Source organism: Antrihabitans stalagmiti, from assembly GCF_016482825.1.
Classification (GTDB): domain Bacteria; phylum Actinomycetota; class Actinomycetes; order Mycobacteriales; family Mycobacteriaceae; genus Antrihabitans; species Antrihabitans stalagmiti.
The window spans coordinates 650,645-670,399 of the sequence record NZ_JAEMNV010000004.1 but is presented as its reverse complement, the minus strand read 5'-3'; the positions used below and the strand labels follow the sequence as shown (position 1 = coordinate 670,399).

The 19,755-nt window shown below is 63.8% G+C and carries 17 protein-coding genes; 6 read left to right on the top strand and 11 right to left on the bottom strand.

The features are described from left to right. Position 1: 1 nt before the first annotated feature. The 4 genes from cydD to JGU71_RS16115 form a co-directional block, all read right to left on the bottom strand. Entirely contained in the window at positions 2–1,681 is a 1,680-nt protein-coding gene (cydD, locus tag JGU71_RS16130; RefSeq protein WP_199705340.1) for a thiol reductant ABC exporter subunit CydD, read from the bottom strand. A gap of 20 nt (positions 1,682–1,701) precedes the next feature. After that, positions 1,702–2,727 (bottom strand): cytochrome d ubiquinol oxidase subunit II, encoded by a 1,026-nt coding sequence (cydB, locus tag JGU71_RS16125; protein ID WP_199705216.1) that lies wholly within the window; start codon positions 2,725–2,727, stop codon positions 1,702–1,704. A 35-nt stretch (positions 2,728–2,762) separates the two neighbouring features. Continuing rightward, entirely contained in the window at positions 2,763–4,217 is a 1,455-nt protein-coding gene (locus JGU71_RS16120) for a cytochrome ubiquinol oxidase subunit I (protein WP_199705215.1), read from the bottom strand. A 105-nt stretch (positions 4,218–4,322) separates the two neighbouring features. Next, positions 4,323–5,186 (bottom strand): aminodeoxychorismate lyase, encoded by an 864-nt coding sequence (locus JGU71_RS16115; RefSeq protein WP_199705214.1) that lies wholly within the window; start codon positions 5,184–5,186, stop codon positions 4,323–4,325. Between the two features lie 123 nt (positions 5,187–5,309). On the opposite strand from JGU71_RS16115, the gene JGU71_RS16110 reads away from it, so the two are divergent. The 5 genes from JGU71_RS16110 to JGU71_RS16090 all read left to right on the top strand — a co-directional run bounded on the left by JGU71_RS16110 (position 5,310) and on the right by JGU71_RS16090 (position 9,573). Then, positions 5,310–6,374, top strand: a complete 1,065-nt coding sequence (locus tag JGU71_RS16110; protein WP_199705213.1) for an alpha/beta hydrolase — start codon at positions 5,310–5,312, stop codon at positions 6,372–6,374. An 89-nt stretch (positions 6,375–6,463) separates the two neighbouring features. Further along, entirely contained in the window at positions 6,464–7,591 is a 1,128-nt protein-coding gene (gene ygfZ, locus JGU71_RS16105) for a CAF17-like 4Fe-4S cluster assembly/insertion protein YgfZ (protein ID WP_199705212.1), read from the top strand. Continuing rightward, the gene (locus JGU71_RS16100; RefSeq protein ID WP_199705210.1) at positions 7,588–8,265 is read left to right on the top strand and encodes an MOSC domain-containing protein; all 678 of its coding nucleotides are present in this window, start codon (positions 7,588–7,590) and stop codon (positions 8,263–8,265) included. Before ygfZ ends, JGU71_RS16100 begins: the two co-directional genes overlap by 4 nt. Beyond that, entirely contained in the window at positions 8,262–9,221 is a 960-nt protein-coding gene (locus tag JGU71_RS16095; protein ID WP_199705209.1) for an asparaginase, read from the top strand. The genes JGU71_RS16100 and JGU71_RS16095 overlap by 4 nt, the downstream gene beginning before the upstream one ends. A 142-nt stretch (positions 9,222–9,363) precedes the next feature. Next, positions 9,364–9,573 carry a DUF3073 domain-containing protein gene (locus JGU71_RS16090; protein ID WP_199705207.1) on the top strand — a complete coding sequence of 70 codons (210 nt, stop codon included), beginning with the start codon at positions 9,364–9,366 and terminating at the stop codon, positions 9,571–9,573. A 111-nt stretch (positions 9,574–9,684) separates the two neighbouring features. Here JGU71_RS16090 and purM read toward each other — a convergent pair whose 3' ends face one another. Together purM and JGU71_RS16080 are read right to left on the bottom strand one after the other, a co-directional pair. Further along, a complete protein-coding gene (gene purM / locus JGU71_RS16085; RefSeq protein ID WP_199705206.1) occupies positions 9,685–10,782 on the bottom strand; it encodes a phosphoribosylformylglycinamidine cyclo-ligase in 1,098 nt (365 codons plus the stop codon). Positions 10,783–10,900: 118 nt separating this feature from the next. Continuing rightward, positions 10,901–11,839 (bottom strand): oxygenase MpaB family protein, encoded by a 939-nt coding sequence (locus JGU71_RS16080; RefSeq protein WP_199705204.1) that lies wholly within the window; start codon positions 11,837–11,839, stop codon positions 10,901–10,903. A gap of 78 nt (positions 11,840–11,917) precedes the next feature. Between JGU71_RS16080 and JGU71_RS16075 the strand changes: the two genes are divergently transcribed. Next, on the top strand, positions 11,918–12,568 hold the full coding sequence (locus JGU71_RS16075) for a TetR/AcrR family transcriptional regulator (RefSeq protein WP_307829674.1): 651 nt from the start codon (positions 11,918–11,920) through the stop codon (positions 12,566–12,568). A 4-nt stretch (positions 12,569–12,572) separates the two neighbouring features. Here JGU71_RS16075 and JGU71_RS16070 read toward each other — a convergent pair whose 3' ends face one another. From JGU71_RS16070 to purF, 5 genes are all read right to left on the bottom strand, one after another. Further along, entirely contained in the window at positions 12,573–14,234 is a 1,662-nt protein-coding gene (locus JGU71_RS16070) for an ABC transporter ATP-binding protein (RefSeq protein ID WP_199705201.1), read from the bottom strand. Then, entirely contained in the window at positions 14,231–15,193 is a 963-nt protein-coding gene (locus JGU71_RS16065) for an ABC transporter permease (RefSeq protein ID WP_199705200.1), read from the bottom strand. The genes JGU71_RS16070 and JGU71_RS16065 overlap by 4 nt, the downstream gene beginning before the upstream one ends. Then, positions 15,193–16,293: an ABC transporter permease gene (locus tag JGU71_RS16060; RefSeq protein WP_199705339.1), complete on the bottom strand. Its 1,101-nt coding sequence runs from the start codon at positions 16,291–16,293 to the stop codon at positions 15,193–15,195. Before JGU71_RS16060 ends, JGU71_RS16065 begins: the two co-directional genes overlap by 1 nt. Before the next feature lie 12 nt (positions 16,294–16,305). Beyond that, positions 16,306–17,877 carry an ABC transporter substrate-binding protein gene (locus JGU71_RS16055; RefSeq protein WP_199705198.1) on the bottom strand — a complete coding sequence of 524 codons (1,572 nt, stop codon included), beginning with the start codon at positions 17,875–17,877 and terminating at the stop codon, positions 16,306–16,308. Between the two features lie 260 nt (positions 17,878–18,137). Beyond that, positions 18,138–19,703 carry an amidophosphoribosyltransferase gene (gene purF, locus JGU71_RS16050; RefSeq protein WP_199705196.1) on the bottom strand — a complete coding sequence of 522 codons (1,566 nt, stop codon included), beginning with the start codon at positions 19,701–19,703 and terminating at the stop codon, positions 18,138–18,140. Positions 19,704–19,755: the final 52 nt, after the last annotated feature.

Sequence of the window (19,755 nt, the reverse complement as noted above, 5' to 3'; positions counted from 1 at the left end):
GTCAGATCCCTTCCCCTGGGAGCGTGGACTCCGCATTCACGGTGTGCCTGCCTACCTCGACGATCACGTCCGCGGCGGCAAGTACGGACGGACGGTGTGCCACGACGACGACGGTGGCGCCGACATCGGCGCACCGAACGATCGATTCGAGTACCGTTGCCTCGCTTGCACTGTCGAGGTGCGCCGTCGGCTCGTCCAGCAGCAGAATCGGTTTGGCCGACACGAGTGTTCGGGTGAGCGCGAGCCGTTGCCGTTGCCCGAGCGACAGCCCGACCCCGCCCGACCCGACAACCGTGTTCCAGCCGTCCGGCAACTCGGCGAGGACGGCGTCGAACCCTGTTGCCGCACATACGCGATCGAGGTCGACGCCGGGTTCACCGACGAGCTCGAGGTTTTCGCGCAACGTTCCAGGCACAAGTACCGGACGCTGCGGAAGCCATGCGATGTGGTCCCACCACCACGCCCGATCGAGTTCGCCGACGTCGATACCGTCGACCGTAACCCACCCGCGGTCCGGTGCTACGAGACCCAGAACCGCCTGCAGCACTGTCGATTTACCGCTGCCGTTGGCACCGGTCAACACCGTCACCGAACCTGGGCGAAAGACAGCACCGAATTCGTTCGGCGCGAAGCCATCGCGGGAGCGCACACCGAGCCCGCCGACCTCGATGATTCCGTTCAGGCGAGCGGGCCTGCGCTCGCCTGCGCTCGGTGTGGCTTCGCGCGCAGCGAGAACTCCGAAAACCTTTTCTGCCGCAGCCATTCCGTCTTCTGCAGCATGGAATCGTTCGCCTACCGACCGGAGTGGGTGATACACCTCCGGTGCCAGGATCAGAGCGATGATCGCGGCCTGCAGTCCCATTTCGCCGAAGACGAGCCGCAAGCCGATACTCACCGCAACGAGGGCAACACACAGGGTCGCGAGCAGCTCGAGGACCGCCGAGGACAGGAACGCAATTCGCAATGCCGACATCGCAGTTCGCCGATGTGCGTCGCCAAGTTCCTCGACCCGGGCCTGCGGTCCCTGTTCGCGACCGAGTGCGCGCAGGGTCGGCAGACCTGCGAGCAGGTCGAGCAGTTGGGACGACAGCGTCGACATCGCCTCGAGCGTAGAGCGCGACTTACCGCGGGTCAGCAGACCGATCAGGATCATGAACAGCGGAATCAGTGGCAGCGTCACACCGATGATCGCAGCCGAGATCAGATCCTGCGTCGCGATGACGACGAGCACCGCAGGCGGAACGATGACGGCGAGGATCAGTGCAGGCAGGTAACCGGACAGGTAGGGCCGTAGATCGCCGATGCCGCGGGTCAGCACCGTCGCGAGTTCGCCTCGCCGCGAATCGAGTTCGCGAGGCTCGAGGCCGACTGCAGCGGCAAGCGCTTCGCCTTCGAGGTCGGCGACGACGTGCGATGCGGAGCGGTGTCCGAGACGGGCCTGCAGCCACACCCCGACGACTCGTATCCCGAACGCTGCGCCGAGAATCGACAGCAGCAAGGTCCACGACTCGGCCGTCCGCTCACCTGGTTCGGTGATGATTCCTGCGAGCAGTGCACCGATCACCAAGGCCGAGACGATGATTGCCGCGGTGATCAGCACCGACAGCGCAACGCTCAGCACCAAGTACTTGCGCGCCGCGTGCGAGTACCGCCACAGGCGCGGGTCGATCGGACCGCGCATGCGACTCTCGACGGCGGCGGTCACTTCCCGCTACCCAACTTCAGACCGATCGACGGTGGAATCTGCTCGGTCGAGATCCGTTGCCGGAAGACCCAATACGTCCAGCCCTGGTACAGCAGCACGACCGGCGCGGAAAAGGCTGCGGCCCAACTCATCACCTTCAGTGTGTACGGACTGGACGAGGCGTTGTAGATCGTCAATCCGTACTCGGCTGCGGTGGTGGACGGCATCACGTTCGGAAAGAGCGAAGCGAACAGCAACCCGATGAAGCCAAGTATCACAATGGCATTGAACGTGAAGGCCCAGCCTTCACGATTTGCCCTGATTGTCGCGATCACGCCGAGCAACGCTGCGAGCACGGCCGCTACCAACGCCCACGTCCAGGTCTTGCCGTACGCGGTCTGGGTCCAGATCACGAAGACACCGATCACCGCCAGAGTTGGAAGAGTCAGTCGCTGTGCGACTTTCATGGCATCGGCATGAACTTCGCCGCTGGTCTTGAGCGCAATGAAAACGGCACCGTGCAGCGCGAACGCAAGTGCGAACGTCATACCGCCGAGCAATGCGTACGGACCGAACAGATCGAAAAGGCTCGACGTCATCTGCTTGTCGGCGTCGATAGCTACGCCGCGAACCAGGTTCGCGAAGGCGACGCCCCACACGATCGCAGGCACCCACGACCCGATCATGATGCCTAGATCGCATCGCCGACGCCAGGTCGGGTCGTCGATCTTGCCGCGCCATTCGATGGCGCACACCCGCAGGATCAGCGCGACAAGGATGAGCAGCAGCGGCAGATAGAAGCCGGCGAACATCGTTGCGTACCACTCGGGGAAGGCCGCGAACAGGGCGCCACCAGCGGTGATCAGCCACACCTCGTTGCCGTCCCACACCGGTCCGATGGTGTTGAGAAGCACCCGTCGCCGGGTGTCGGTTCGACCGAGCACCGGGAACAGCATGCCGACCCCGAAGTCGAATCCCTCCAGCACGAAATAGCCGAGAAACAGTACGGCGATGACGACGAACCACGCCTCTTGTATTCCCATCACGGCTCCTTTGCAGTGCTGTGGACCAGCAGTTTCTAGTACGCGAACGAAAGTTGTTTCGGCCCATCGGGATCGGCCGGTTCGGGTGCGCCAGGGTGTTTGTCGTGTTCGGACGGACCTGCGGCGACGTAACGTTTGATCAACGTGAACCAGACGACGGCGAGTCCCGCGTAGATCACCGTGAACGTCACGAGCGACGCGATCACCGTCGCGGACGAATGCCCCGACACCCCTTGGGAAACGGTCAACCGGATCTGGTCGACCCCTGTGGGATTGGGCGCAACAACCCACGGTTGGCGGCCCATCTCGGTGAACACCCAGCCTGCGCTGTTGGCGAGGAACGGGGTCGGTATCGCGGCGAGGCTGAGCCAACCGAACCAGCGCTGATGGGGGACGCGCCCGCCGCGGGTGACCCACAGGCCGGCGAGTGCAAGCAGGAACGAACCTGCCGACAGGCCGATCATCATTCGGAAAGACCAATAGGTGACAAAGAGATTCGGCCGGTAGTCGCCAGGACCGTATTTCTCGGAGTACTCCTGCTGCAGCTCGTTGACGCCCTTGAGATCGACGCCCGAGAACTTGCCCTCTGCGAGCCACGACAGGACACCGGGTACTTCGATCAAGTGCGTCACGCTGTCGCAGTTGTTGTGCGTTCCCACCGTGAGAACCGAGAAATTCGGATCGGTCTCGCTGTGGCACAACGATTCTGCCGACGCCATCTTCATCGGCTGCTGTTCGAACATCAGCTTGCCCTGCACGTCACCGGTGTAGATGAGTGCGCCACCCGCGACGACGATGACGCCCATCGCAAGGCGAGCGACCGGGCGGAACATCGTCGCACCCTCGCCGTCGGGGTGCTTGAGGCCGCGGACCATCCACCACCCGGCAACGCCTGCGACGAAGGTGCCTGCCGTGAGAAACGCACCGGCGACCGCGTGCGGAAAGGCCGCCAGCGCAGTGTTGTTGGTGAGCAATTCCCAAATGCTGGTCAGTTCCGCCCGACCGGTTTCCGGGTTGTACCGCGCACCGACGGGGTGCTGCATAAAGGAGTTGGCCGCGATGATGAAGTACGCGGAGGCGTTGACTCCGATTGCGACGAGCCAAATCGTTGCCAGGTGAACAAGTTTCGGGAGTCGGTGCCAGCCGAAGATCCACAGACCGAGAAACGTGGACTCGAGGAAGAAGGCGACCAGACCTTCGAGAGCGAGCGGAGCGCCGAAGACGTCACCGACGAATCGGGAGTATTCGCTCCAGTTCATGCCGAACTGAAACTCCTGCACGATGCCCGTTGCGACGCCGAGAGCGAAGTTGATGAGGAACAGCTTGCCGAAGAACTTGGTCAGTCGGTACCAGTGATCCTTGCCGGTCACGACCCAGGCCGTCTGCATCACCGCGATCAGCGGGGCGAGACCGATCGTGAGCGGGACGAAGATGAAGTGATAGACGGTTGTGATGCCGAACTGCCACCGGGAGATGTCCAAGGCGTCCATGCCTGCTCCTGCCGTCGTCTACTACACACAACGTACTACAGGCAGTAGTAGGCAGGAACCCTTTTCGAAGAGAAGCGGACGTGATCCTTACCGCACAGATCAGGCCTACTTCGATGCCCCAATCGACTCGACAGCCACGTCGACCAGTGAGACGATCTCGTCCGCCCGCGCAGACCGCCGCATCACCAACCCGTCGAGGGTGTGCACGCGTGCGGCGAGGGTCACGCTCGACAGCAACCACACCCCGTCCGAGGTGATGAGGTCGGCAGGGAACAGCGGCGCGTACTCACACGCGAAGCCAGCGTCCTCGGCCACCTCGAACAGCGCGCGTTGGGTAGTGCCAGGAAGAATTCCCTGCGTTGCGGGCGGCGTGATCAACGTCCTGCCTCGCTCGATCACGACGGTCGACCGCGGACCCTCCAGAACACGGCCCTCACTGCTCACGAAGATCACGTCGTCGGCCTCGTAGCGTGCAGCGAACCGCAACGCGGCCATGTTCGTCGCGTAGGACAGCGTCTTGGCACCCAACAGCTGCCATGGCGCTGTCTGACCGAGCTCGGTCGAATGGCCACGTGCGAGCGTCATCACCGAAATGCCGTCGGCGCGCGCCCGCTGCACCCGCTCGGCAAGCGGTCCAACGGTGACGAACGCGGTCGGGTCGCCCCCGGATTCGCGACCTCGGCTGTAGACGAGTCGCATCGCGCCCTCCGCCTCGGTCCCCCACTGCTTCGCCGCAACCTCCGCGGCGTTTCGCCACTTCACGACGTCGGGCTCGGGCAGATCGAGCGCCTCGGCCGACCGCTGCAGGCGCGAAAGGTGCAACTCGATCGTGCACGGTCGGCCTGCGCGCACGAGGAGTGTCTCGAAGACCCCGTCGCCGCGCACAGCGGCAAGGTCGTCGGCGCACAGCAGCGGAGCGTCGGGGTCTCGGACAACACCGTCCAGAGTCACTAGTACTCGATCAGCCATAAGCCCAAGGGTAGAGGCGTGGTGCCGCGACCCGCTCGCGCGTTATTGACCGTACGATGCCAAGCGGAGAAGGTCGGGTCGTGTTTACTATCCGGCAAACCAAAGGTTAGGTGGACTCAGCAGATGTATGGACCGATCCGACTATCGTCGATAGCCGCAAAGCTCGTGGTCGGCGGCGCAGCGTTGGCGCTGCTCCCGCTGGCGGGCATCGGCACAGCAGCGGCCGATCCGGTAGCCGACGGCACTCTCCTCGCCAAGGTCACCTCAGCGAATGGCTCCTACGTCGAGAAGGTCGAGTCCAAAGGACCGCAAGACCTGATCATCTACGTGCATTCCGGGTCGATGAACAGGACCTTCCCTGTCGAGGTCCAGCGACCACACGACACCAGCGTGCCGCGGCCGACCCTGTACCTGCTCAACGGCCTCGACGCCGGCGTCGGCGACGCGTCGTGGCAGGCCCGGACGGACGCCTTCGACTTCCTGTCCGACAAGAACATCAATGTCGTCTCGCCGATCGGTGGCATCGCGAGCTACTACGCGGACTGGCGTAATCCTGACCCGGCTCTCGGCGTCAACAAGTGGAAGACCTTCCTCACAGCAGAACTGCCCCCGATCATCGACGCGGCGCTCGGCACGAACGGCAAGAACTCGATTGCCGGCCTTTCGATGTCGGGAACGTCCGTACTTTCGCTTGCCCAGTCCGAGCCGACGTTGTACGAGAGCGTCGCCGCCTACAGCGGGTGCGCACAGATCGCCGACCCCCTCGGCCAGCAGTTCTTGAAACTCACCGTCGAACGCGGTGGCGGCAACTACGAAAACATGTACGGCCCACCCAACGACCCGATGTGGGCCGCGAACGACCCTCTTATCAACGCCGAGAAGTTGCGAGGCATCGATCTCTACATCTCGAACGGAAACGGTCTGCCAGGCGCGCACGAGACGCTGACCGATCCACATCTTTTGGTGCAGAACGGAAATGCGCCCGCATCGCTGGCCAATCAGGTCATCGTCGGCGGCGTGATCGAGGCGGTTGTCAACTACTGCAGCCACAACCTGGAGAACAAGCTGAACCAGCTCGGTATCCCGGCAACGTACAGCTTCCCCCCGAGCGGAACGCACTCGTGGGGGTACTGGGAAGACGAGCTGAAGAAGTCGTGGCCGGTGCTGTCAGGCCGGCTCGGAATTTAGGCGGCTCCGCCGCTCGTGAGTCTTTTCGGCGGTCCCGCCCTCCGAAAGGACTCACGAGCGGTAGGCCTGCGCACCTCTACTATGGAGAGGTGGTGGAATCGTTGTTAGTCCCCCCGAGTGTTCTGCTCGTGGCACCAGGCGCCGTCCCAGGCGCACCGGAAACACCCGACGCCGCAGTCGCCTGGCATTACGGAGATCCTTTCGCCGAGCAGCGGGCGGCTGCACAAGCTGTTGCTGTGCTCGACCGATCGCATCGCTTCGTGCTCACGATCACCGGCGCCGAGCGGCTGACGTGGCTGCATACGATCTCGAGCCAGCACGTTGCCGCCCTGCCGGATCGCAGAACGGCCGAAAATCTCAGCCTCGACCTCAACGGTCGTGTCGAGCAGCACTTCGTCATGACCGACCTCGACGGCACGCTGTGGATCGACACCGAAGCCGAGACCGGACCCGCGTTGCTGGCCTTCCTGCAGAAGATGGTGTTCTGGGCGAAAGCCGAACCGTCCGGAGCTCCTGATTTCGCCGTTCTGAGCCTCATCGGACCCGATGCCGCAAGCCCGGCGATCACCGCTGCGCTCGGCATCGACGCGTTGCCTGGCATCTACGAAGCCACTGCGCTGCCGGGCGGTGGCTTCATCCGCGCGATGCCGTGGCCGACCCCTCACTCCTACGACCTGATCGTCCCGCGTGGCGACCTTGCGCAGTGGTGGAGCCGATTGACAGCTGCGGGTGCTGCGCCTGCGGGTATGTGGGCGTTCGAAGCTCTTCGCGTCGCAGCATTGCGACCACGCCTCGGCATCGACACCGACGACCGCACGATCCCGCACGAGGTCCGCTGGATCGGCGGTGTGGACGCCGGCGGTGCTGTGCACCTCGACAAAGGCTGCTACCGAGGTCAGGAAACCGTTGCCAGGGTGCACAATCTCGGCAAGCCGCCACGGCACCTGGTGCTGTTGCACCTCGACGGTTCGGCAGATGGTCGCCCTGCGCCCGGCGACGCGGTGACCGCAGGCGGACGCAGCGTCGGACGAATCGGGACGGTCATCGACCACTTCGAACTCGGCCCGATCGCGCTGGCACTGATCAAGCGTTCCGTGCCGGTCGAGACCCAACTCGACGCGGGTCCGTGTGCAGCGTCGATCGATCCAGACTCTGTTCCGGCTCATGACGAGGTCCAAGCGGGACGCGCTGCGATCGATCGGCTCCGCGGACGGTGAGTGCGCGGGTCGGAAACGAAGCAAACGTCGGAAACGTCTTGGCCGTCTGCGTCGTATTCGCCGACATCCCGCAGCCTCGTGCGATTCCGATCACCGCCATCGACAAGCGGCCCGTAGCCGGCCCCGTGCGGATCGAACCGCTCGGACCCGAAGGCGACCACGTTTGCGACACGAAACATCACGGTGGGCTCGATCAGGCTGTCTACGTGTACGGCGAGGACGAGGCGCAGCGCTGGTCCGACGAACTCGGCAAACCGGTACCTCCCGGCTGGTTCGGTGAAAATCTGCGGGTCAGCGGAATCTCCGTCACCGACGCTGTGATCGGTGAGCGGTGGCGGATCGGGAACGTCCTGCTAGAGGCAACGGCACCGCGGATACCGTGCGTGACCTTTCAGATCTGGACCGGGGAGAAGCACTGGGTGCGGCGGTTTGCCGAACGCGCGGACGTCGGCGCCTATTTTCGTGTGCTCGAACCGGGAACGATCTCGGCGGGCGACAGCATCGAAATCGTCGACATCCCGACACACGGGGTCACCGTCCGCGATCTGTTCGTGGCGACCGACGCGGACCGCCTCGCGCGCCTGCTCGACGAACCGTCGCTGTCCGATGGGTCGCGCTACCTGGTCGATGCGGCACTGCGCCGGATGGACAGGCGGAAGGACCGATCCAAATGAGCGTCGAACTTGTGGAAGTCGTCCGATCCGGCTTCAGGGAATGCGTCCACCGGGGATCGTTCGTCGTGCTGCGGCCCGACGGCGAGATCGACATCGAGGTCGGTAGGGTCCACACGCCGATCTTCCCGCGATCCTGCAACAAGCCGATGCAGGCCGTTGCGATGCTGCGTAACGGGTTCGTCCCGAGCAGCACCGCCGAGCTCGCCATCGCGTCTGCGTCGCACACAGGGGAGCAAACCCACCTTGCCCTCGTCCGCGGCCTGCTCGCCAGGCACGGACTGCGTGAGGAGCACTTGCAGTGCCCTGCAGACCTGCCGACCAACGAATTCGCGCGTGCCGCTGTCCTGACCAACGGCGCCCGTTCCAAGCGGATCTACATGAACTGCTCGGGCAAGCACGCCGCAATGCTGGCGACCTGCGTAGCGAACGACTGGCCGACCGACAGTTATCTGCAACCGGGGCATCCCCTGCAGCAGGCGGTTGTCGACACGATCGCCGAGCTGACCGGTGAACCCGAGACCGAGCTGGGAATCGACGGGTGTGGGCTGCCGATCGTGCCTGTGTCGTTGGTCAATCTCGCGAGAGCTTTCGCGGCGCTCGTCACAGCTGCGCCCGAAAGCAACGAACGAGCCGTAGCCGACGCGATCCGCGCGCATCCCGCTGTTGCGAGCGGGACCGACGAGGACGACCTGACGTTGATGTCGGCGGTGGCCGGACTGTTCTGCAAGGCGGGTGCCGATGGCGTTCATGCAGGTGCACTGCCGGACGGGACCGCGTTCGCACTGAAATTGGACGACGGTGGCGAGCGCGCGCGGGTACCGATGACCGCGGCGATCCTCTGCAGAATCGGCGTCGACGGCGGTGACGTGCTCACCGACCTCGCAGCCCGGCCGGTGCTCGGTGGCGGGGCCAGGGTCGGCACGATCAGGGCAATTCCTGGCGTGTTGGACCTGTGACACGCGGGCGATCCGGCCGACCCGAGCAGTCGTGGAAGCGCGACCGCGATTTGCACGCTAGAGTGTGTCTCAGGAAAATACACACTCAAACGGGGCCGCCAAATTCCCCAGGCCGCCCCGCAAAGGCGCGAGGGGGTTAGCCATGGGCCGCGGCCGGGCTAAGGCAAAGCAGACCAAGGTTGCACGTGAGCTCAAGTACAGCTCACCATCCACCGACTTCGACAGCTTGCAGCGAGAGCTCTCTGGAGGAGGTTCACCCATCTCGCACCGGAATACTGTCAGGCCGCCAGACGAGCCCGACACACGTTCCCGTTGGGACGACGACGACGCGTACGAAGAGTGGCGTCGCTGACCTTTGAATGAATGAGGGGGAAGCCGACTTCGGTCGGCTTCCCCCTCATTTCATCTTTGGACTCTTTCGAGCACATCCACCGAGATCGAACGTTCGATCTGCGGCGATCTGTCAGAACCTCGGGTGGTCTCCGACGAGCAGTGCGCGGTCCCCACCGTCGGCCTTTTCCGGCGTCTTCGTGTTCGCCTTCTTCACCGCTCCCAGCGTCCAGCACTTGATGTGCCGTGCCGTCAGGATGGCCAGGGCCCGGTCGACATCCTCCGGTGCCACGATGGCAACCATGCCGACGCCCATGTTGAACGTGCGTTCCATCTCAGCGCGCTCGACGCGACCACGCTGCGCGATCATCTTGAACACGGGAGCGGGATTCCAGGTGCCGCGGTCGAGCTCGGCGACCAGACCCTTCGGCATGACCCTGGCGAGGTTGGCGGCCAGCCCGCCGCCGGTCACGTGCGAGAACGTACGAACATCGGTTTCGGCGATCAACGCAAGGCAGTCCTTGGCGTAGATCTTCGTCGGCTCGAGCAGTTCCTCACCGAGCGTGCGACCGAATTCTTCGACGTGCGCGCTCAGCGACATCCTGTCGATCTCGAGCAGAACCTTGCGGGCAAGGCTGTAGCCGTTGGAATGCAGTCCCGACGATCCCATGGCGATGACGACGTCGCCGGGACGTACTCGGTCCGGCCCGAGTACCTGGTCGGCCTCGACAACGCCGACGCCCGTTGCGGACAGGTCGTAGTCGCCGTCTGCCATCAGGCCCGGATGTTCGGCCGTTTCGCCACCGAGCAACGCACAGCCTGCCCGCACACAGCCCTCAGCGATGCCTCCGACGAGTTCTGCGACCCTTTCGGGCACAACCCTGCCGACAGCGATGTAGTCCTGCAGAAACAGCGGCTCGGCGCCGCAGACGACGAGGTCGTCGACGACCATGGCCACGAGGTCGAGGCCGACCGTGTCGTGTTTGTCCATCGCCTGCGCGACAGCGATCTTGGTACCGACACCGTCGGTCGACGCAGCGAGCAGCGGTTCGCGGTAGCCACTCTTGAGTGCGAACAGTCCGGCGAAGCCGCCCAGACCACCCTGCACCTCCGGACGGCTGGCTTTCTTGGCGAGCGGAGCGAACAGTTCGACAGCCCGATCGCCCGCCTCGATGTCCACACCCGCGGCTGCGTAGGAAGCGCCTGTGCGGCGGTGGGTCTGGTCGTTCATGGGGTCGGCGCTCCAACTGTGGTTCGCGTGCAGATGCGGCCTCACGCTACCGGAGTCGACTATCGAGACAGTAATGCAGTGACTTGGACGACGGTCCCAACCACCTACAACGCTCTCGTCAGGCTGTTTCCTCGACCCGTCGCGTCGTGTCGACACCGGGCATACTCGGCCGTCCGCTCCGGATCAGCTCCCGTTCGCCGCGGGCGAGGGTCGCGTAGCTGGGGGCGCTCGGGCCCCGCAGGGCGATGCGCAACGGACCGGCGGGGGCGAGTCGCGGCCGGAAGTGCACCGCGCGCAGTGTGCGGACCGCGAGCTGGAACGCCAGTTCGTCGGCCGAAGTCCAACGTAGACCGTAGATCTCGCGAATCCGAGCAGGCAGACTCCCCTGCACGATCAGGGCCAGCGCAGGCGCGCCGTGGCGCAATCTGCCGGGCAACGGGTACTTCTGCCGCTCGGCACCTGCGAGATGTGCGCCCACCAGGCGCGCTTCGGCGGTGAGGAACAGTTGGTCCGAGGCGAGGTAGGTGTCGAACGAAGCCCGAAACTCACGGTAGGTGGCCGGCGCGGCCGATCTCGGCATGCCGAACAGTTCCGCCCAGCGCACGAAGTCCTGCCACAGGCCCTCGCGCTCACCGTCGGTCAACGTGCGGACGAGCAGATCGTGCATCGCCTCGGCGGAATCGAAGGTGAACGCCATCGTCATGTACATCAGATGGGGATCGCGTGCGCTGTAGTGCATGCCGGCCGGATGGTGGGGTCCGGCTGCTTCGGGGAGACCGCCGACCACACGTTCGTGCTTCTTGCGCGTGAAGTCCAGAGCCCTGTCGGCCTCGGCCTTCGTCCCGAGAAACACGGCCTCGAACAGTCGACCCGTCAGCGCGAGTCGGTTGTACGGCGTCTCGCGGTGACTTGTGTTCTCGGCCGTTCCGACGTAGAGCAGCGGGTTGGTCGCACCGACCACCAGAGCGCGCTCGCCGTAGGTCAAGCCGACGGCTCGTTTGCTCATGACCCGAACGGCCATCGAGTCGGCGGGGAAATATCCCTGCTTACCAGGCATCGTTGCCTCCTGTTCGATTCTGGCAAGAGCATCCCCCAGAATTGCGAATCTGGCAAGAGAATGTGCCACAATTGCGTCGTGTCGACCGCGAAGCGTGCCTACGGTGGGGTTTCTGCTGCCGATCGCCGCGCGCAACGACGCGACGCCCTCCTCGACGCAGCGCACGAGATCGTCGGCACTCGCGGCTTCGCGAAACTCACGGTCAGCGGACTGTGCGCCGAAGCAGGTCTCAACGAGCGCTACTACTACGAAAGCTTCGGCAACTTGGAGGCCGTGCTCACCGCCCTCTTCGATCGGATCGTCGCCGAACTCGGCCGCGTGATCCTGGAGGCGGTCGCCTCAGCGCCCGACAACGCCGACGCCAAATCGAGGGCCGCGATCGGCGCGGCCGTCGACATGTTGATAGACGACCCTTGCACTGTGCGCATTCTGTTCACCGAGGCGCTGATCCATCCAACACTCGCTGCGCGCCGCTCGGAAACGATGCACACCCTCGCGAGCCTCGTCGTCTCAGCGGGCCAGCAGTACTACGGTCCGGCGACGGCGTTGCAGGTCGGCGATCGCGCGCACTTCGCGGCGATGCACCTCGTCGGTGGCCTGCACGAGACCATCACGGGGTGGATCGACGGCACGCTTCCGATCAGCCGCGACGAACTCGTCGACCGCTCGACCGAACTGTTCGTGCTCGTCGGCGGGTACCTCGCGGGCGAGACCTACCCAGCGCGGTAGGCACTCACGTGATCGCGCCGAACAGCGCGGCGTTCTGCGCACGCCGCGCCCGCTGCTCGACGGGGTCCGGAACCGGTACTGCCGCAACGAGTCTGCGTGTGTAATCCTGCGTCGGGTTGCGCAAGATCTCCGACCGCGTACCCAATTCGACGAGCGCCCCGTTGCGCAGGACCGCCACTCGGTCGGCAAGCAGGTCGACCACCGCGAGGTCGTGACTGATGAACAGACACGCGAACTTGTTCTCCTGCTGCAGTTGCTCGAACAGTTCGAGCACTTTCGCCTGGACGGACACGTCGAGTGCGCTCGTCGGTTCGTCGGCGACGAGCAGGTCGGGATTCAGCGCCAAAGCCCTTGCCAGACTGGCACGTTGACGCTGACCACCCGACAGCTCGTGCGGATACCTAGCCGCGGTCGCCCGCGGCAACTGCACGTCGTCGAGCAGTCGATCGACCTTGTCGCGCAGGGCTTGCCCTTTCGCGACCTTGTGCACGATCAGCGGCTCCGCAACACACTCACCGACGGTGAGACGTGGATTCATCGACGTCGCGGGGTCCTGGAAAACGAATCCGAAGCGACGCCGAATCGGCCGCAGTTCACGCTCGCGCATCGCGGTGATGTCCTGGCCGAGCACTCTGATGGATCCGCTCGTCGGCCGTGCAAGCGCGGCGACACATCGACCGATCGTCGATTTGCCCGAACCCGACTCCCCTACCAAACCGACGGTCTCGCCACGCGCGATGCTCAGGCTCACGTCGTCGACCGCCTTGAATGCAGGACGACCGATCGCTCCCGGAAACTCGACCGTGAGATGCGAGATCTCCAGCACCGCCTCGGCTTCCGACTCTGCCACGGCCGGCCCCTTGTGCAACTCGTCGCCGGTGCCGAGGTGCGGCACAGCTGCAAGAAGCGCCCGCGTGTAGTCCTGCGCTGGGCTGGCGAACAACTGATCCACCGGCGCCTGCTCGACGACGCGACCGTCTTTCATCACTACGACCCGGTCGGCCAGATCGGCGACGACGCCCATGTTGTGGGTGATCAACACGATTGCGCTGCCGATTCGATCGCGCAGGTCACGAAGTAGTTCGAGGATCTCGGCCTGCACCGTCACGTCGAGTGCGGTCGTCGGTTCGTCCGCGATGATGACCTTCGGTTCGCACGCGATCGCGATCGCTATGACGACTCGCTGCTTCTGACCACCGGACAGTTCGTGTGGGTAGAAGTCGACCCGCTGCTCCGGATCGGGCAACCCGACCAGCCGTAACAACTCGACTGCCTTCTCCTTCGCAGCCTTTCGTCCCATGCCTGTGTGCGCGCGCAACGCTTCGCCGATCTGAAAACCGACGGTGAACAGCGGATCGAGTGCGCTGCCGGGCTCCTGGAAGACCATCGAGATGGCACCGCCACGAACGGCGGTGAGCTCACGTTCCGACATCGACGTGATCTCGTTGCTCCCCAGCCGAACAAGTCCTCGCACGCGCGCGGTCGGCGGCAACAGTCCCATCGCGGACCGAGAGCTCACCGATTTGCCGGATCCCGACTCGCCGACGATCGCAAGCACTTCTCCGGGAAACACCTCGAACGAAACATCGGAGACAGCATCGACCGGGCCGGAATCGGTTGCGAATACAACGGATAACGATTCGATCGTCAGCGCGGCATCGGTCACTGGACTGCCCGCCGGGTGCGCAGTATCGGGTTGAACACTTCGTTGAGGCTCTCTCCGACCAACGTCATCCCGAGTACGACCAACACGATCGCAACACCCGGAAAGACTCCGGTCCACCAGATTCCGTTGGACACGTCTGCCAGCGCCTTGTTGAGGTCGTAGCCCCACTCCGCCGCCGAAGTCGGCTCGATCCCGAAGCCGAGGAAGCCGAGGCCGGCGAGCGTCAGGATTGCTTCGGCACCGTTGAGGGTGATGATGACCGGCAGCGACGCCGTGACGTTGGCGAGAATGTGCTTGAACATGATCCGAATCGTCGACGCACCGGTGACGCGCGCCGCATCGACGTACGGTTCCTGTTTCACCGCGACAGTGGCATTGCGAACCACCCGAAAGTACTGCGGCACAAAGACTGCGGTGATAGCAACGGCGGCCGACAGGACGCCGCCGAACGCACTCGAATTGCCGCCGGCCACCACGATCGAGACGACGATCGCGAGCAACAGCGACGGAAACGCGTACATCGCATCCATGAACAGCACCAGCACCCGATCGATCCACCGACCGATGTAGCCCGAGAGCAATCCGAGTGGGACACCGATGATCAGCGACAAGACGAGCGACAACGCGATGACGAGCAAAGCTGTTCTCGCACCGAAGATCACGCGGGACAGCACATCTTCGCCGCGGACCGAGGTGCCGAACCAGTGCTCCGCCGACGGCGCCTGCTGCCGAGCGAAATCGACTCCGTCAGCCGAGCTCTGAGCGAACCCGTACGGTGCGATCAGTGGTGCGAAGACGGCTGCGATCACGAACGCGGCAATGAGGATCAGCCCGAAGATCAACGTGATCCGTTGCAGCCCATGGGTCGAACGCAGGAGCGCGACACCGGGTACGCCTCGCCGCCGAACCCGAGGGGGCGGCGGCAGATCGGGCTCTTTGGCGAGCGCTGCGGCGGTCATCAGAACCTCACCCTCGGATCGATAATCGACACGACAACGTCGACGACGAAGCTCATCACCGCGACGAGCAGGGCGACGAACGCGACGATCCCCTGCACCGCAATGAAATCGCGAGCCTTCAGATACTCGGCGAGTTGATAACCGAGGCCTTTCCATTCGAACGTCGTCTCGGTCAGCACCGAGCCACCGAGATGCACGGCTATGTACATCCCCATCACCGTCACCACCGGAATCAAGGCGTTCTTGAAGGCGTGCCGACCGGTGACGACACGAGCCGAAAGTCCGCGCGCACGAGCAGCTTCCACACTTCCGCTGCGCAGCGTCTGCAGCAGATTGATCCGGACGAGTCGCAGGAAAACACCTGCCGTCAGCATGCCGAGCGCGAAGGACGGCAGTATCGCGTGTTTCAGCACGTCGCCGATGTAACCGATGTCGCCGTAGAGAAATGCGTCGATGATCATGATGTTCGTCTTCGGCGACACATTCTGCAGCGCGAGTTCGACATTGGTGCTTGCCCGACCCGATCCGGGCAACCAGCCGAGTTTCACCGAGAACAGCAACTTGAGTAGCAGACCGACGAAGAACACCGGCGCTGCGTAGGCAAGTATCGCGAAGAGTCGGAGCACGACGTCGGCGGGCCGGTCGCGATGTGTAGCGGCATAGCGACCCAACGGAATACCGATGGCGAAGGCGATAAGCAGAGACCAGAACACCAACTCGAGCGTCGCGGCACCGTAGACGGTGATCACTTCGCTGATTTCGCGATTGTCGGCGGACCGGCCGAAATCACCACGCATCAAACCCGACAGATACTCCCAATACTGCGTCAGGATAGGACGATTGAGGCCTGCGGCTTCCTTGCGCTCGTTGATCTGCTCGGCCGTCATGCGTCCACCCATGGCCGCGGTGATCGGATCGCCGACCACCCGCATCAGGAAGAACACGACGGTGACGAGGATCCACGCCGTTGGAACGATCAGTGCGAGTCGGACCAGGAGGTAGCGGGCGAGCGCGGCTCGTCGTGAGCGCGCGCCCGCCCTTCCTTTACGGCTACCTGGTGGTGGACTGTCCGAAACCTGTGCTGGCGCAGGCTCCACCATCTCGCTCATCTGTCAGTTCTTGCTCAGGACGGTGTAGCGGAACTTGAACGACGCGTCGAGCGTCTCGTCGACCCCGGCGATGTTCTTACCGGATACCGCAAACTGCTTGCCTGCCAGCAACGGCAGCATCGAAATGTAGTTGCGGGCAAGCTCGTCCTGAACCTGCCGCAGAATCTCTTCACGCTTGGCCTTGTCGGGTTCCGTTGTCTCCTTGACCAACAGATCAGTGATCACCGGATTCTCGAAGTGATTCTGCAGGAAGTTGTTCGGCGCGAAGAAGGGGGTGAGGTAGTTGTCGGCGTCGACGAAGTCGGGGAACCAGCCCAACTGATAGAGCGGGTACGCGTCCTGCACCCGTTCCTTCTGGTAGGTGACCCATTCGGTCGACTGCAGGTTCACCGTGAACAAGCCGGTGCCGTCGAGTTGCGACTTGATCGCGGCATATTCCTCGGAGCTGCTGCCACCGTAGTGGTCCGGGTTGTATTGCAGATTCAGCACGACGGGCGTTGCAACTCCCGCGTCGGCGAGGAATTTCGCGGCTGCTTCCTTGTTCGGCTTTTCGCCGTAGATCTCCTTGTAGGACGGCTTCGCGCCTGGAAGTCCTTCGACCACAGACGAATACGCGGGCAGATAGTTCCCCTTGTAGACGTCGTTGGAGAGTGCGTCACGGTCGACCGACGATGCGATCGCCTTGCGCACAGCCAGCTTCTGCTCCGGCGTGTCACCCGGCATCGTATTCATGTTGAACACGATGTAGCGGAGTTCGCCGCCGATACCCTCGTGGACGACGACGTTGTCCATCCCTGCAAGCGACTCGAGATCCGTTGGGCTGTAGGAACGGAAGCCCACATCGATGTCGTTGTTCTGCGTGTCGATCTTGAGGCTGTCGGTCGTCGCGAAGTATCTGACAGTGATCGCATCGGTCTTCGGCTTGCCGAGAATGCCGTTGTAATCCGGGATCGCCTTGTACTCGACGAGCTGATTCTTCTGGTAGCTCTCGATCGAGTACGGACCCGCGAACGGCTTCTTCTCGACGATCTCGGCATCGTCGAGGAGTTTGTCGGCGGGGAACACCTTCTCGTCGACGATCGGACCGGCATTGGTGGCGAGGACGAGCGGGAACGTCTGGTCGTTTGCGGCCTTGAGCGTGAATGCGACCGTGAGATCGTCCACCACATCGGTCTTTTCGAGCTGGCCGAGCAACGACGCCGGACCGTTCGGATCGTTGATCTTGGTGATTCTGTCGTAGGAGAACTTCACGCTCGTCGCTGTGAGCGGATTCCCGTTCGCGAACTTCAGTCCCGGCTTGAGCTTGCACGTGTAGACGGTCGGTTGCGAGAAGCCACAACTTTCTGCGGCGTCCGGCGCGAGCGTCGGATTGCCGGGTGCGAAGTTCATCAGGAACGGATAGACCTGGTTCATGGGCGTGAACGAACCGTTGTCGTAGGCGCCCGCAGGATCGAGTGTGACGATCTTGTCCGTCGTGCCTACGACGATCGCATCGCCCGTGTCGGCCGTGCCGGAACCCTCGTCCGTGCGGCCGGAGCCACACCCAGCGGCGACCAACGCGACGACGCCGAGCATTCCTACCGTGGATATCGCGCCGCGGCGTCGCCGTCGGCCACCGTGCTCGGCAGTTCGTGTTCTGCCCGAACCAATCAGAGGTGATTTAGCCTGTCCCGACCCAGCCATGCGGTGCCCCGATCCCCGAGCCCGCTCAGTCGCAGAGGTACCGGCGTCGACTCGCTCGATTGCGGTTGAATTTCAACTCTGCGCAATCTACCGATGAACCGTTTCCTGCGCAGCGCAAACGAAAAAGGAAATAGAACAGGAACCGAGGGGGCTCAAGGCCTGCTGAGTGCACTCACATTGTCGTCGGCGGGTGCAACTTTTCGAGGCGTCGACGCCGTCAGCACACCCTCGAGCAGATTCTTACCGATCGCTTCCTCGTGCGGCAGCGCGATGGGGTATTTGCCGTCGAAGCAGGCCGCGCACAACCGAGATCGCGGCTGTTCCGTCGCGGCGATCATGCCGTCGATAGAGATGTAGCCGAGCGTGTCCGCGCCGATCGAACGACGGACACCTTCGAGCATTTCGTCGATCGTGTCAGCACCGTTGGCAATCAGTTCGGCAGGCGACGCGAAGTCGATGCCGTAGAAACACGGCCACTTGACGGGCGGCGACGCGATCCGCACGTGGATCTCCAACGCCCCTGCCTCACGCAGCATGCGGATGAGGGCGCGCTGGGTGTTGCCGCGGACGATCGAATCGTCGACGACGATCAGCCGTTTACCGCGGATGACTTCCTTCAACGGATTGAGCTTGAGGCGAATGCCGAGCTGACGAATCGTCTGCGACGGCTGGATGAACGTTCGCCCGACATAGGCGTTCTTCATCAGGCCCTGGCCGTACGGGATGCCGGACCCTTGCGCGTAGCCGACCGCGGCGGGGGTACCCGACTCGGGGACCGGGATGACGAGGTCGCCCTCGGCGGGGTGTTCCTTGGCGAGTCGACGGCCGATCTCGACTCGTGCGGCGTGTACGGACCGACCCGAGATGACGCTGTCGGGACGAGCGAGATAGACGTATTCGAAGACGCAGCCCTTGGGCTCGGGATTGGCGAACCGGGAAGACCGGACACCGTCGGCGTCGATCGCAAGCAGTTCGCCGGGCTCGATCTCACGAACGAACGACGCACCGACGATGTCGAGCGCCGCGGTTTCGCTTGCGACAACCCAACCGCGGTCGAGCCTGCCGAGGCAGAGCGGACGAACGCCGTGCGGATCGCGAGCCGCATACAGGGTGTTCTCGTCCATAAACGTCAAACAGAAGGCGCCCCGGACCGTGGGGAGCAGCTCCATCGCTGCCTGCTCGATCGTGCGATCGGCGGCGGCATGTGCGAGGAGTGCGCCGATCACGTCGGAATCCGACGTCGCGGCCATCGCTCGACGCGAATTGATCAAGCCTGCGGAGCGCGCGCGGTCGGCAAGTTCACCGGTGTTGACCAGGTTGCCGTTGTGCCCGAGCGCCAAGCCGGTCCCGACCGCGGTCGTCCGGAAAACCGGCTGAGCGTTTTCCCAGCTCGTGGACCCGGTGGTCGAGTAGCGGCAGTGGCCGATGGCGACGTGGCCAGGCATAGCGGCGAGGGTCTGCTCGTCGAAAACCTGGCTGACCAACCCGAGATCTTTGAACACAAGGACCTGCGACCCGTCGGCGACCGCGATGCCGGCCGCTTCCTGGCCACGGTGCTGTAGCGCATAAAGACCGTAATAAGTGAGCTTGGCTACATCTTCTCCGGGAGCCCAGACGCCGAAAACTCCACATTCTTCGCGGGGCTCGTTCTCGTCCTGGTCCGGAAGATCGTTCGCTTGGTGAAGTGGACTGTCGACCGATGTATCGGCTGTAGTCACCGGGGCGCTCCCTTTGCGGCTGGGTGAGGGGTGCTTGCCTAGTCTACGGGTG

Excerpts from the sequence above, each read along its gene's own strand:
- cydD (WP_199705340.1), bottom strand. The coding sequence starts at position 1,681 with ATGCGCGGTCCGATCGACCCGCGCCTGTGGCGGTACTCGCACGCGGCG.
- cydB (WP_199705216.1), bottom strand. The coding sequence starts at position 2,727 with ATGGGAATACAAGAGGCGTGGTTCGTCGTCATCGCCGTACTGTTTCTC.
- JGU71_RS16120 (WP_199705215.1), bottom strand. The coding sequence starts at position 4,217 with ATGGACGCCTTGGACATCTCCCGGTGGCAGTTCGGCATCACAACCGTC.
- JGU71_RS16115 (WP_199705214.1), bottom strand. The coding sequence starts at position 5,186 with ATGGCTGATCGAGTACTAGTGACTCTGGACGGTGTTGTCCGAGACCCC.
- JGU71_RS16110 (WP_199705213.1), top strand. The coding sequence starts at position 5,310 with ATGTATGGACCGATCCGACTATCGTCGATAGCCGCAAAGCTCGTGGTC.
- JGU71_RS16095 (WP_199705209.1), top strand. The coding sequence starts at position 8,262 with ATGAGCGTCGAACTTGTGGAAGTCGTCCGATCCGGCTTCAGGGAATGC.
- JGU71_RS16090 (WP_199705207.1), top strand. The coding sequence starts at position 9,364 with ATGGGCCGCGGCCGGGCTAAGGCAAAGCAGACCAAGGTTGCACGTGAG.
- purM (WP_199705206.1), bottom strand. The coding sequence starts at position 10,782 with ATGAACGACCAGACCCACCGCCGCACAGGCGCTTCCTACGCAGCCGCG.
- JGU71_RS16080 (WP_199705204.1), bottom strand. The coding sequence starts at position 11,839 with ATGCCTGGTAAGCAGGGATATTTCCCCGCCGACTCGATGGCCGTTCGG.
- JGU71_RS16065 (WP_199705200.1), bottom strand. The coding sequence starts at position 15,193 with ATGACCGCCGCAGCGCTCGCCAAAGAGCCCGATCTGCCGCCGCCCCCT.
- JGU71_RS16060 (WP_199705339.1), bottom strand. The coding sequence starts at position 16,293 with ATGGTGGAGCCTGCGCCAGCACAGGTTTCGGACAGTCCACCACCAGGT.
- JGU71_RS16055 (WP_199705198.1), bottom strand. The coding sequence starts at position 17,877 with ATGCTCGGCGTCGTCGCGTTGGTCGCCGCTGGGTGTGGCTCCGGCCGC.